12 protein-coding genes are annotated in these 11,899 nt (G+C 59.4%); 8 read left to right on the top strand and 4 right to left on the bottom strand.

From position 1 onward, the window contains the following. Positions 1 to 241: 241 nt before the first annotated feature. The gene (locus TK42_RS04420; RefSeq protein ID WP_146097864.1) at positions 242 to 1,219 is read left to right on the top strand and encodes a hypothetical protein; all 978 of its coding nucleotides are present in this window, start codon (positions 242 to 244) and stop codon (positions 1,217 to 1,219) included. A gap of 66 nt (positions 1,220 to 1,285) precedes the next feature. Here TK42_RS04420 and TK42_RS04415 read toward each other — a convergent pair whose 3' ends face one another. Beyond that, on the bottom strand, positions 1,286 to 2,839 hold the full coding sequence (locus TK42_RS04415; protein ID WP_005790109.1) for a sigma-54-dependent phenylalanine hydroxylase transcriptional regulator PhhR: 1,554 nt from the start codon (positions 2,837 to 2,839) through the stop codon (positions 1,286 to 1,288). A gap of 257 nt (positions 2,840 to 3,096) precedes the next feature. Between TK42_RS04415 and phhA the strand changes: the two genes are divergently transcribed. The 3 genes from phhA (at position 3,097) to TK42_RS04400 (ending at position 5,536) form a co-directional block, all read left to right on the top strand. Then, the gene (phhA, locus tag TK42_RS04410) at positions 3,097 to 3,888 is read left to right on the top strand and encodes a phenylalanine 4-monooxygenase (protein ID WP_043049667.1); all 792 of its coding nucleotides are present in this window, start codon (positions 3,097 to 3,099) and stop codon (positions 3,886 to 3,888) included. A 98-nt stretch (positions 3,889 to 3,986) separates the two neighbouring features. Continuing rightward, positions 3,987 to 4,343 carry a 4a-hydroxytetrahydrobiopterin dehydratase gene (locus TK42_RS04405; protein ID WP_005790113.1) on the top strand — a complete coding sequence of 119 codons (357 nt, stop codon included), beginning with the start codon at positions 3,987 to 3,989 and terminating at the stop codon, positions 4,341 to 4,343. Then, entirely contained in the window at positions 4,343 to 5,536 is a 1,194-nt protein-coding gene (locus TK42_RS04400; RefSeq protein ID WP_078821979.1) for an amino acid aminotransferase, read from the top strand. The genes TK42_RS04405 and TK42_RS04400 overlap by 1 nt, the downstream gene beginning before the upstream one ends. Before the next feature lie 66 nt (positions 5,537 to 5,602). Here TK42_RS04400 and TK42_RS04395 read toward each other — a convergent pair whose 3' ends face one another. Beyond that, positions 5,603 to 6,412, bottom strand: coding sequence for a UDP-2,3-diacylglucosamine diphosphatase (locus TK42_RS04395; protein WP_032880048.1), 810 nt, complete (start codon positions 6,410 to 6,412; stop codon positions 5,603 to 5,605). A 137-nt stretch (positions 6,413 to 6,549) separates the two neighbouring features. On the opposite strand from TK42_RS04395, the gene TK42_RS04390 reads away from it, so the two are divergent. The 3 genes from TK42_RS04390 (at position 6,550) to TK42_RS04380 (ending at position 8,695) form a co-directional block, all read left to right on the top strand. Then, positions 6,550 to 7,299, top strand: coding sequence for an AraC family transcriptional regulator (locus TK42_RS04390; RefSeq protein ID WP_032880047.1), 750 nt, complete (start codon positions 6,550 to 6,552; stop codon positions 7,297 to 7,299). Positions 7,300 to 7,398: 99 nt separating this feature from the next. Further along, a complete protein-coding gene (locus TK42_RS04385; RefSeq protein ID WP_032880046.1) occupies positions 7,399 to 8,283 on the top strand; it encodes a DMT family transporter in 885 nt (294 codons plus the stop codon). A gap of 130 nt (positions 8,284 to 8,413) precedes the next feature. Further along, positions 8,414 to 8,695 carry a hypothetical protein gene (locus TK42_RS04380; protein ID WP_003193002.1) on the top strand — a complete coding sequence of 94 codons (282 nt, stop codon included), beginning with the start codon at positions 8,414 to 8,416 and terminating at the stop codon, positions 8,693 to 8,695. 34 nt (positions 8,696 to 8,729) lie between these two features. Here TK42_RS04380 and TK42_RS04375 read toward each other — a convergent pair whose 3' ends face one another. After that, positions 8,730 to 9,017: a SelT/SelW/SelH family protein gene (locus tag TK42_RS04375; RefSeq protein ID WP_043049661.1), complete on the bottom strand. Its 288-nt coding sequence runs from the start codon at positions 9,015 to 9,017 to the stop codon at positions 8,730 to 8,732. 84 nt (positions 9,018 to 9,101) lie between these two features. Here TK42_RS04375 and TK42_RS04370 point away from each other — a divergent pair, with 84 nt between their 5' ends. After that, the gene (locus tag TK42_RS04370; protein ID WP_005790125.1) at positions 9,102 to 11,291 is read left to right on the top strand and encodes a patatin-like phospholipase family protein; all 2,190 of its coding nucleotides are present in this window, start codon (positions 9,102 to 9,104) and stop codon (positions 11,289 to 11,291) included. A gap of 128 nt (positions 11,292 to 11,419) precedes the next feature. Here TK42_RS04370 and TK42_RS04365 read toward each other — a convergent pair whose 3' ends face one another. Next, positions 11,420 to 11,854: a MarR family transcriptional regulator gene (locus TK42_RS04365; protein ID WP_003193007.1), complete on the bottom strand. Its 435-nt coding sequence runs from the start codon at positions 11,852 to 11,854 to the stop codon at positions 11,420 to 11,422. Positions 11,855 to 11,899: the final 45 nt, after the last annotated feature.

Below are 11,899 nucleotides of genomic sequence, written 5' to 3'. Positions count from 1 at the left end.
CCCATCTTTATCAGGCGCTTGAGCATTTAGTTAATACATGTTTTTACGCTTGCTTTCTCGGACATCTCACAACACTTACACCAAATTAAAACGTCTCGACACACGCTTACAATTACTAAACAACGACAACTTGAACACACCCTACTGCCTGCGTAAATTCTGTCCATCGCAACATCACCACCCCGAGTATTTAAAGTTGCGTGTTTGCGACACACCTATCACTAACTACAGGATCAGTATCATGTCCACTATTTCACAAGTACCCACCCTGCCTTTCAGTGTTCCTTACTTTCCTACAAGAGCGGGTGGCAGACCGGACCATGATGTATACCGACCTAACTACCCATCGGCCGCGCCCCATTATCACGCGTGCACCCACGAGCACAGGGCCGATGTTTCAGACTATCGTCCTGACCGATACTTTCCAGAGATGCACCGTGCCAGGGACTATTACCCCGACCGACGCATCTCGGACATGCAACCAGACTGGGACTATCGCCCTGGCCGGGATTTGCCGCAAATGCGTCGCGACTGGGACTACCTTCCCGAGCGGCGCGTACCAGACATGCGCCGTGACTGGAACTACCCTACTGACAGGTATGCTGATCAGCGGCCAAGTTATCTTGTCTCTCCAAGGCTCGCAGACGAATTCGCACCAATAAATCAACATTGGAACCCGGCCGTAAAGGCGCTGGATAAACTTATCGACACACTGCCACAGGCCATGATCCGTATGGACATGGATATCACCACCAAGGATCTGCTTGGCGGCAAATATGGGCCACTCTCCCCCAGTATTACCAAGGAACTGGGGAAACTGGATGAACATAGGGACTACCGGATGGTGACTCAGTTTAACGGATACGCATTGACCTACCTCTGGGCACCCGTCGACGGTGGCAGGCCTGTATTTATTGAACAGCCAGAAAACGGCTATATGACGCCAACGAGCGGTACGGTTTTATTAAAGCTGTTGAATTCGAATTCCGAAGCCCAACAATTCAAGGATTACGGCGTAACTGCCAAGGACCTGAAAAACGGCAAGTACGGAAAACTCTCTCCCGAGATTCAAAAAAGTTTGAGCAACTTGGAACATGACAAGAACTACAGCCTGATTGAGCTCTTTAAAATTGACAACGAAAACACAACGCTGGCCTGGAGGGACAAAAGTACAGGCAAGATTGAAGAAATAGGCCAGTACAACATTGTCTACGGCTGACACACTGGACAGTTGTCAGATCGGACACTGCGTTCACAAGACGCAGTGTCCAGCATCGCGATACCCTTACTTGATCACCTTATAGTCGCGCAACTTATTCGCAATGGTGGTGTGCGATACACCCAAGCGCTTACCCAGTTGCCGGCTGCTTGGGTGCTCGGCGTAAAGGCTTTCCAACACGGCCTTTTCGAACCGCCCCACGATATCCTCCAAACCGCCTTCCAACGAAAAATCCCCAAGCGGCTGACGCACGCCGTAATCCGGCAGACGAATATGCTCGACCTTGACCGTGCCGCCCTCACACAACGATACCGCCTGAAACAACACGTTTTCCAACTGCCGCACATTGCCTGGCCAGTGGTAGTGGCTAAGACGCTCCATGGCAGCGGGCGCCAACTTGGGCAGCGGGCAACCGATCTGCCGACTGGCTTGGTCAAGAAAATGCTCGACCAAGGGCGCCAGGCCGTCCAGGCATTCACGCAAGGGTGGAATGTGCAGCGACAGCACGTTCAGTCGGTGATAGAGATCCTGGCGAAACTCACCCCGGGCGCAGAGTTCCGACAAGTCCACCTGGGTCGCACAGATCACCCGCACATCCAGATACACCTCTTCATCACTGCCGACCCGACGGAAACACCCATCCTGCAAGAAGCGCAGCAACTTCACCTGCAATCTCGCGCTCATTTCACCAACGCCATCAAGAAACAAGGTACCGCCCGCCGTCAACTCCAGCAGCCCGAGCTTGCCCTCCGCTCGCGCCCCCTCAAAAGCACCGGGGCCGTAGCCGAATAGTTCAGTCTCAGCCATCGACTCGGGCAACCCCGCACAATTGAGGGCCATCAAAGGCGACTGCCCTCGCGGGCTGGCCAGGTGACACGCACGGGCCAGCAGTTCTTTGCCGGTGCCGGTTTCGCCTTCTATTAATAGCGGCGCATCCAGCGGTGCCATGCGCCGTGCTTCTCGGACCACAGCAGCCATCACTTTGGAGCTTTGAAAGATGCTGTCAAAGCCGCGCAGCTCTTGCTTGCGCACGTTGTAGATGCGCTCACCCACACGGTCAGCGCGATGCAAGGTCAGCACGGCACCGGCCATGGCCTCACTGTCGTCATGCTCACTGGATTGCAGTGGGGCGATATCCGCCAAAAACACGTCACCTTTGACCTTGACCCGCAAGCCGTTGATCCGCGATTTGCTGGCACGCACCAGTTCCGGCAAATCGAAGTCCTCGGCATAGCGCGACAGTGGAATACCCGGCACCTCATCCACCCGCACACCGAGTAACTGTGCCGCTGCACGATTGGCAGCGACGATAGAACCGCCCATGTCGATGGACAGCACCGGAAATTCCAGGGCGCCAAGCAGCGCATTGAGTTCCATATGCCGCCGCTCGCTCGGCATCAGCCCCACCCTTTTGACGCCGAATACGCCGGCAATCGCCTCGAACTGCGGGCGCAATGCCTGGAATTGCATGTTCACCAGGTTCGGGCAAAACAGGTAGATGGCATTGCCATGCTCACCGCCGACCTCGCCCTTGGCGACGTTGACGCCGTACTCTACCAACAGGTTGAGGATGTCCCGCAGGATGCCGATGCGGTTCTGGCAGTGCACTTTGATACGCATGGAAAGGCTCGAAAAGTAGGGAGGCACCGCGTCTTTTTGCCGCTGGGCGCAGATAGTCGTCAAGATTATGTGACAGCGCGTCACCTTTTCACAGCCCAAGACACAGATAAGGCCTACACCCGTAACGAATACTTTACGAAAACGGGTAGTTTTTCCTACGCACCCAGGCAAGACCGCGATGGAATCCGGCGCTGTTCGGGTTATCAATAGGTGCATCGCAGGACATAACAAGAACGAATGCCTAGCAGGAGAGCCGTATGAAGCAGACGCACTACGTGGCCCGCGAGCCCGATGCGCAAGGTTTTATCCATTATCCGCCAGAAGAACACGCGGTATGGAACACGCTGATCACTCGCCAACTCAAAGTGATCGAAGGCCGTGCCTGCCAGGAATACCTGGACGGCATCGACAAGCTCGGCCTGCCCTTGGATCGCATCCCCCAGTTGGGCGAAATCAACAAGGTGCTGGCCGAAACCACCGGCTGGCAAGTCGCGCGTGTACCCGCACTGATTCCCTTCCAGACCTTTTTTGAATTGCTCGCCAGCAAGCAATTTCCGGTGGCGACCTTTATTCGTACCCGTGAAGAGCTGGACTACCTGCAAGAACCGGATATTTTCCACGAGATATTTGGCCACTGCCCGCTGCTGACCAACCCGTGGTTCGCCGAATTCACCCACACCTACGGCAAGCTCGGCCTGGCGGCCACCAAGGAGCAACGGGTGTACCTGGCGCGCCTGTACTGGATGACCATCGAGTTCGGCCTGGTGGACACGCCCCAAGGGCGCCGCATCTACGGTGGCGGCATTCTGTCTTCGCCTAAAGAAAGCGTGTATTGCCTGTCGGATGAGCCCGAGCACCAAGCCTTCGATCCGCTGGAAGCGATGCGCACCCCTTATCGTATCGACATCCTGCAACCGCTGTACTTCGTATTGCCCGAACTCAAGCGCCTGTTCGACGTGGCGCAGGAAGACATCATGGGCATGGTCGAGCGCGGTATGGAATTGGGCTTGCACGCACCGAAATTCCCGCCAAAGCCCAAGGCTGCTTGAGCTGTGCCTTTTTAAGCCAGGTGAGTCTGTTCCCTGGCCGCGCGTTGCTTTAGGGTAACGCCACTGACCTTCAAACATTCGAATTCAGGACACCTCCCATGACCACCTTGAACCAAGCCCACTGCGAAGCCTGCCGCGCCGATGCCCCGCAAGTCAGCGATGAAGAACTGCCGGTGCTGCTCAAGCAGATCCCTGACTGGAACATCGAAGTGCGCGACGGCGTCATGCAGCTGGAAAAGGTCTTCCTGTTCAAGAACTTCAAGTTCGCCCTGGCCTTCACCAACGCCATGGGTGAAATCTCCGAAGCAGAAGGCCATCACCCTGGCCTGCTCACCGAATGGGGCAAAGTCACCGTGACTTGGTGGAGCCACTCCATCAAGGGCCTGCACCGCAACGACTTCATCATGGCTGCGCGCACCGACGAAGTGGCCAAGACTGCCGAGGGCCGCAAGTAATGCACTTCGATGCGATTGGCCGCGTGCCCGGTGACCCGATCCTCGGGCTGATGGACCTGTATGCCCAGGATGCCAACCCGAACAAGTTCGACCTGGGCGTGGGCGTGTATAAGGACGACCAGGGCCTGACGCCGATTCCCCACTCGGTGAAGCTGGCGGAACAGCGCCTGGTTGATACCCAGGTGACCAAGACCTACATCGGTGGCCATGGTGACGCGGCTTTCGGCACCCTGATCAGCGAACTGGTGCTCGGTGCCGATTCGGCCTTGTTGCGCGAACGCCGCGCCGGCGCCACCCAGACCCCAGGCGGTACCGGCGCCCTGCGCCTGAGCGCTGACTTTATCGCCCAGAGCCTGCCTGGCCGTGGCGTGTGGTTGAGCAACCCGACCTGGCCAATCCACGAAACCATCTTCGCCAAGGCTGGGCTTAAGGTCAGTCACTACCCTTACGTAGGCAGCGACAATCGCCTGGATGTGGCGGCGATGCTTGCGACCCTGTCCACGGTACCCAAGGGTGACGTGGTGCTGCTGCATGCCTGCTGCCATAACCCGACCGGCTTCGACCTGACCCAGGATGACTGGCGCCAGGTGTTGCAGATCGTGCGGGAACGCCAGTTGCTGCCGCTGATTGACTTTGCTTACCAGGGCTTTGGTGATGGCCTGGAGCAGGACGCGTGGGCGGTGCGCCTGTTTGCAGCCGAGTTGCCGGAAGTGCTGGTCACCAGTTCCTGCTCGAAGAACTTTGGTCTGTATCGCGACCGGGTCGGCGCACTGATCGTGTGTGCTGCGGATGCCGAAAAGCTCACCGATGTGCGCAGCCAACTGGCGAACATCGCCCGCAACCTGTGGTCGACGCCGCCGGATCATGGCGCTGCCGTGGTGGCGACCATCCTCGGTGATACCGAGCTGAAAAAACTGTGGAGCGAGGAAGTCGAGGCCATGCGCTCGCGTATCGCGCACTTGCGCTCCGGGTTGGTGGAAGCCTTGAAGCCCCATGGCTTGGCCGAGAAGTTTGCCCATATCGGCGCGCAGCGCGGGATGTTTTCCTATACCGGTTTGAGTGCCGAGCAGGTCAAGCAACTGCGCGAGGAGCACAGCGTGTATATGGTCAGTTCAGGCCGGGCCAACGTGGCCGGGGTGGATGCGACACGTTTGACGCTGCTGGCCCAAGCTATCGCCGACGTTTCCAACTGAAAACTGCGGGATCAAAAATGTGGGAGGGGGCACGCCCCCTCCCACATTTTTACCGAGGCGAGGCTTTTAGCCAGCGACCATTTCAGCCTTGAGCTGCGCCTCCCTGGCCTGGACGTCCGCCAACCGATACAACTCGATATGCCCATCCCAGTGCTCGATCAGCGCGGTGCACGATTCCACCCAATCCCCGCAATTGAGGTAATCCACCTCGCCCACTTTGCGAATCTCGGCATGGTGGATATGCCCGCACACCACCCCATGCAGTTCGCGCCTGGTGACTTCGTGGGCAATCGCTTCTTCGAAATCGCTGATAAAGCTCACGGCGGTTTTCACCTTGTGCTTCAGGTACGCCGACAGCGACCAGTAGCCATAACCGTAGCGCGCGCGCCAATGGTTGAGCCAGCGGTTAAGCGTGAGGGTGAATTCGTAGGCCGAGTCGCCGAGGAACGCCAGCCAACGGTGATAACGGGTGATCACATCGAACTGGTCGCCATGGATCACCAATAGATGCCGACCGTCGGCGGTCACATGCACTGCCTCATCGACCAACTGGATATTGCCCAGGATCAGCTTGGAATAGCGTCGTAAAAATTCATCATGGTTGCCAGTGACGTAGATCACCTCGGTGCCGCGCTTGGCCATGGTCAGCAGGCGGCGGATCACGTTGGTGTGGGCCTGGGGCCAATACATGCCGCCGCGCATTTTCCAACCATCGATAATATCGCCCACCAGGTAGACCTTGTCGGCGTGGTAGCCCTTGAGAAACTGTGACAAGTGCTCGGCCTGGCAATCCCGGGTGCCTAGATGCACGTCGGAAATCCACAGGGTTCGCACCCGTTGTTTGCGGCTGGGCTTGGTGAACTCGGCATGGGTCATGGGCATCCCTCGACGCTGTTTTCGCGAGCTTGCGCCTTGGCGATTAATAGCCCATGACAGCTGTGCGTCAGTCTGATGACAGCGCTAAATGCCCGCAAAGCGTTGTAGACTGGCGCCTTGCCGCCCTGGAGATTGCGATGAGCCCGAGCCTCACGCTACGCCACTACCTCGAAGCCCCCATCGCTCACAGCCATGATCATGCGCAGTTGGTGTTCGGCCTGTCCGGGCACCTGGAGCTGGAAGTCGATGGCCGTGGCAGCCAAGTGCGCGAGAGCAGTGTGATGGTGCTGCCCTTCTCCACTCACCATGCCTGTGGCAGCCGCGATGGCAGCCGCTGCCTGGTGCTGGATGTGCCGACCGAGCATTGGGTGGTGCAATCCCTGGGCGAGCATGCCGATGCCAGTCGCCGCTTGCTGGGGCAACCGGCGCGACTGACGCTGGATCCGCGGCAAAGCCAACTGGTGCAGTGGCTGGCGCACAGCCCGGTGGACGACCCGCTGATCGTCCAGCAAGGTGCGGTGCTGTTACTGGCCAGCCTCAATCATCCCCAGGCTAAATCGCAGCCTGGCCGGCGCCTGCCTTATGCAGCGTTCAATGCCCATATCCAGCGCCATGCTGCGCGCCCGTTGCAGGTGGCCGACCTGGCGCGCATCGCCGGGCTTTCCGTGGCGCGCCTGCATGCACGCTTCATGGCCGAATGCGGGCAAACGCCGATGGATTATCTTCGCAGTCGTCGCTTGCACATGGCGCTGGGGCTTTTGCGCGGCACACCGCTTGCCATTGGTGAGGTAGCCGAGCGCGTCGGCTACGCCTCGCAAAGCGCATTCAGTGCCGCCATGTTGCGCGAGTTTGGCGCCACGCCCAGCGCCCTGCGTCGGGCCGACTGACAAGAGCCCCACGCTAAAAATCGCGAGGCCGGCGACAGACGCCCGCAAACCATGCCTCTAGACTGCGAGGCTGTTACCCCCGTTGCTTCAAGGATCGCAATGACTCCCCGTTCAGCCCTCGGCGCCCTGCATATCGGCGCATTGATGTTTGGCCTCACCGGCGTATTCGGCAAGCTGGCGGCGGCCTCCCCTGCCATCATCGTGTTTGGTCGCGCCGCGTTTGCTGTGCTCGCCCTGGCGGTGTTTGCCCGCTTTGCCAGCAACGCGCCCTGGAAGACACTGGAGATGCGCGACTGGCGCCGCCTGCTGGTCAGCGGTGTGTTGCTGGCCGCGCATTGGGTGACGTTCTTTATTGCCGTCAAAGTCGCCGGCGTGGCCGTGGCGACCCTGGGGTTTACCGCCTTTCCGGCCTTTACCGTGATCCTTGAAGGGTTGATCTTCCGCGAGCGCATTCGCGCCAATGAAGTGCTGCTAGTGGCCCTGGTCACCGTTGGCCTGGTGCTGGTGACCCCGGATTTCAACCTCGCCAGCGAGGCCACCAGCGGCCTACTGTGGGGGATCGCCTCGGGGCTGTTGTTCTCGTTGTTATCGCTGAACAATCGCGCCAGCTCCGGGCGCATTCCTGCTGTACAGGCCGCGCTGTGCCAGAACGTGGTGGTCGCGGCCTGCCTGCTGCCGGTGGCCGCACCAGGGCTGGCGGATGTACGTGGGATTGACTGGCTATGGATCGGGTTGCTGGGAGTGTTTTGTACGGGTCTTGCCCATAGCCTGTTTGTCGCCAGCCTTGCCGTGATCAAGGCGCGCACTGCCTCGGTGGTGTTTGCCATGGAACCTGTCTACGGCATCACCGTGGCCTGGCTGTTGTTTGCCGAAACCCCGACCTTACGCATGTTGCTGGGCGGCGCCTTGATCATCCTCGCCATCGTGCTTTCCGGCCTGATGGGCAGCGCCAGCCAGGCCAAACAACCGGCAACCACAGCCTGATCTATACTTTAAACGTCCGCAACAGTCTGTAGTCGTTCAACGGATAAAGACTCCTCGACGACAGCCATGGTGCTTTCTGAAGTTGCTGCAAGCGAGTGGTCACCCCTCAATGCGATGCAGGAGTTTCATCATGGAAATGCTCATCAGCTTGCTGGTCCAGATCATCAGCGGTGCCGTCGGTGGCAACATCGCCGGCATGACCAAACAGAGCCTGGGGACAGGGCTCAATACCTTTCTCGGCGGAGTCGGCGGCTTGGTGCTGGGCCAGATTGTCGCCGCACTCACGGGCACCACCAGCGGCGAAGCGCTGGATGTTGCCGCGATCGGCAGCAATATTGTCGGCGGTGGCGTCGGTGGGTTGGTATTGACGTGGGCCGTCGGTTTTATCAAACAAAAGCTCGCTGCCAAGTAGCGGTAGGGTCACCGCCCCTCTGTGGCGGTGACTTTCATTGCGTACGATCGTTATGGCCCAGATCGCGCTGCGGGTCGATCTGGTCGCGTACCCGCTGTTTTAGTACCTTGGCCTCGGGAAAGCCGCCGTCGGCTTTGCGTTCCCAGATCTGCACGCCATCACAGGTGATGCGAAAGGCGCCACCGGTGGCCGGCTCCAGCGCCACGCGCCCCAGGTCATCGGCAAATGTACTGAGCAACTCCTGGGCCAGCCACGCGGCGCGCAGCAACCACTGGCACTGGGTGCAATAAGTGATAACGATCTCGGGTTTGCTTGCAGACATAATTTAAGCGGCTCCTGACATGACGGGCCCAGCGAATCGAGTGGCTATAATAGCGGCCTTTATCGCCCAGCCTCGAGATTGATGATGCGCCGCCTGCTGTCTTGCCTGTTCCTGTGCCTAGTCCCCCTGCTTGCCGAAGCCTTGGAAGCACCCCGCCCTAAAATCGGCCTGGTGTTGTCCGGTGGTGCCGCCCGTGGCCTGGCGCATATCGGTGTGCTCAAAGCCCTTGAGGAACAGGGCATCCATATTGATGCGATTGCCGGCACCAGCATGGGTGCGGTAATTGGCGGGCTGTACGCATCGGGCTACAAAATCGACGAACTGGAGAAGCTGGCGCTGGGCATCGACTGGCAACAGGCCCTGTCGGACGCCCCACCACGCGAAGACGTACCGTTTCGGCGCAAACAGGACGACCGGGATTTCCTGGTCAAGCAGAAACTCAGTTTCCGCGACGACGGCAGCCTCGGCCTGCCACTGGGTGTGATCCAGGGCCAGAACCTGGCGCTGCTGCTGGAAAGCATGTTTGCCCACAGCAGCAACACGCGTAACTTCGACAAGCTGCCGATCCCGTTCCGCGCAGTGGCCACCGACATTACCACCGGCGAAAAAGTCGTGTTCAGCAAGGGCCACCTGCCCCAGGTGATACGCGCCAGCATGTCGATCCCCGCCGTGTTCGCCCCGGTGGAACTGGACGGCCGCCTGCTGGTGGACGGCGGTATGACCGACAACATCCCGTTGGATGTGGCGCGGGAGATGGGCGTCGATATTGCCATCGTGGTCGACATCGGCACCCCGCTGCGCTCGCGCAAGCAATTGGCGACCGTGGTGGACGTGCTCAACCAGTCCATCACCCTGATGACCCGGCGCAATTCCGAGGAGCAACTCAAGGCTCTGAACCCCAAGGATGTGCTGATCCAACCGCCTCTGGCCGCCTATGGCGTGACCGACTTCGGCCGCGCCAAAGACATGATCGACGCCGGTTACCGCGCCACCCGCGCTCTCGATGTGCGCCTGGCGAACCTGCGTCCGGTCGAGCCCATCGACGCGCAACTGGTGGCTGCACGCACGCCGGGCGAGCGCACCCCGGTGATCACCGCTATCAAGGTGGAGAACGACTCCAAAGTCAGCGACGACGTGATCCGCTATTACATCCGTCAGGGGCTGGGAGAACCGCTGAACCTGGGGCGCCTGCAATCGGACATGGGCACACTGTACGGCCTGGATTACTTCGAGCAGGTGCAATACCGCGTGGTCAAAAAGGGCCAGGACAACACCCTGGTGATCAGCGCGCGGGGCAAGCGCAGCGGCACCGACTACCTGCGCCTGGGCTTGAACCTGTCGGATGACATGCGCGGCGACAGCGCTTTCAACCTTGGCGCCAGCTATCGAGTGAACGGCATCAACCGCCTCGGCGCGGAATGGCTGACTCGGGTGCAGATCGGTGATCGACAGGAGCTGTACAGCGAGTTCTACCAACCGATGGACACCGGGTCGCGCTACTTCGTCGCGCCTTACATCAGAGCCGAGGCGCAGAACGTTGAGCTGATCCTGGACAACGACCCCATCTCCGAATATCGCCTGGAACGCTATGGCTTTGGCTTGAACGTAGGACGCCAGATCGGCAACAGCGGCGAAATCCGCTTCGGCGTAGGTGAGGCGTGGGGCAAGGCGGACGTGCGTATCGGCGAGCGCGACCTGCCGAGCGTGAGTTTCAGCGAAGGGTTCTATGAGCTTAAATATTCCTTCGACTCCCTCGACAACGTCTACTTCCCGCACAGCGGCGAAGACATAGGCCTGGCCTTTCGCGAATTCGAACCCGGACTGGGTTCGGACCAGCGCTACCGTCAATGGGAGTTCAAACTGGACAAGGCCATGAGCCATGGCCCGGACACTCTGATACTCGGCGGTCGCTATGGACGCACGCTGGATAATTCCGATGTGGTGATCTCCAGCTTCCTGCTGGGTGGGGCGCGGCAATTGTCGGGCTTTCGCCAGGATGCGATTTCGGGCCAGAACGTCAGCCTGATGCGCGCGGTGTACTTCCGCCGGCTGACCCCACGCTCGTACCTGCCACTGGACTTCCCGTTGTACCTGGGTGCCTCACTGGAACGGGGCCGGGCGTGGAACAACGACAACGAATTCGACAGCGGGTATATCAATGCCGCGAGTATTTTCCTGGGGTTTGATACGCCACTGGGGCCGCTGAATTTCAGCTATGGGTTCAATGATGATAATCAGAAGGCGGTGTACCTGAACCTGGGGCAGACCTTCTGACACAGCACAGAACTAATGTGGGAGGGGGCTTGCTCCCGATGGCGGGGTATCAGTCAACAATTCTGTAGCTGGCCCACCGCAATCGGGAGCAAGCCCCCTCCCACATTTGGTTCTCGGCGAATTGGGAGTCAGGACTTTTCCAGGTTCGCCAGAATGTGCTCGTGCACACGCATGCACACGCGCAGATCCTCTTCATTCACCCCAACGAACAGCTCATGGCGCAAGGCCGTGGCGATGGTCTCGATCTGGTCGATCAGCGGTTGAGCGGTATCACACAACAAAATGCGTTTGGCGCGGCGGTCTTCCACCACGGCCTGGCGTTGCACCAGGCCCTGGCCTTCCAGGCTGTCGAGCAGGCGCGCCAAGGTCGGCCCTTCGACGCCGACACTTTGTGCCAGTTCACGTTGGGTAGGTGCTTCGACAAAACGGGCCAGATGCAGCAGCACCAGCCAGCGCGCCTGGGACAACCCTAGCCCCGCCAAACGACGGTCCAGCTCAGCGCGCCAACCTCGGGACATTTGCGCCAACTGCATGCCAAAACGGTGTTGATCGGTTAACGGCATAAAAAACTCATGTTTAAGACTGAAAATAAAGTGTGGCTAATTATT

The sequence above is a fragment of the Pseudomonas sp. GZJR-8 genome (assembly GCF_002916705.1).
In the GTDB taxonomy this organism is placed as follows: domain Bacteria; phylum Pseudomonadota; class Gammaproteobacteria; order Pseudomonadales; family Pseudomonadaceae; genus Aquipseudomonas; species Aquipseudomonas synxantha_A.
This window is presented reverse-complemented; position numbering and strand designations above follow the sequence as displayed.

What these genes read in the sequence shown, in the direction of transcription:
- TK42_RS04420 (WP_146097864.1), top strand. Translation starts at nt 242, where the DNA reads ATGTCCACTATTTCACAAGTACCCACCCTGCCTTTCAGTGTTCCTTAC.
- TK42_RS04415 (WP_005790109.1), bottom strand. Translation starts at nt 2,839, where the DNA reads ATGCGTATCAAAGTGCACTGCCAGAACCGCATCGGCATCCTGCGGGAC.
- phhA (WP_043049667.1), top strand. Translation starts at nt 3,097, where the DNA reads ATGAAGCAGACGCACTACGTGGCCCGCGAGCCCGATGCGCAAGGTTTT.
- TK42_RS04405 (WP_005790113.1), top strand. Translation starts at nt 3,987, where the DNA reads ATGACCACCTTGAACCAAGCCCACTGCGAAGCCTGCCGCGCCGATGCC.
- TK42_RS04400 (WP_078821979.1), top strand. Translation starts at nt 4,343, where the DNA reads ATGCACTTCGATGCGATTGGCCGCGTGCCCGGTGACCCGATCCTCGGG.
- TK42_RS04395 (WP_032880048.1), bottom strand. Translation starts at nt 6,412, where the DNA reads ATGACCCATGCCGAGTTCACCAAGCCCAGCCGCAAACAACGGGTGCGA.
- TK42_RS04390 (WP_032880047.1), top strand. Translation starts at nt 6,550, where the DNA reads ATGAGCCCGAGCCTCACGCTACGCCACTACCTCGAAGCCCCCATCGCT.
- TK42_RS04385 (WP_032880046.1), top strand. Translation starts at nt 7,399, where the DNA reads ATGACTCCCCGTTCAGCCCTCGGCGCCCTGCATATCGGCGCATTGATG.
- TK42_RS04380 (WP_003193002.1), top strand. Translation starts at nt 8,414, where the DNA reads ATGGAAATGCTCATCAGCTTGCTGGTCCAGATCATCAGCGGTGCCGTC.
- TK42_RS04375 (WP_043049661.1), bottom strand. Translation starts at nt 9,017, where the DNA reads ATGTCTGCAAGCAAACCCGAGATCGTTATCACTTATTGCACCCAGTGC.
- TK42_RS04370 (WP_005790125.1), top strand. Translation starts at nt 9,102, where the DNA reads ATGCGCCGCCTGCTGTCTTGCCTGTTCCTGTGCCTAGTCCCCCTGCTT.
- TK42_RS04365 (WP_003193007.1), bottom strand. Translation starts at nt 11,854, where the DNA reads ATGCCGTTAACCGATCAACACCGTTTTGGCATGCAGTTGGCGCAAATG.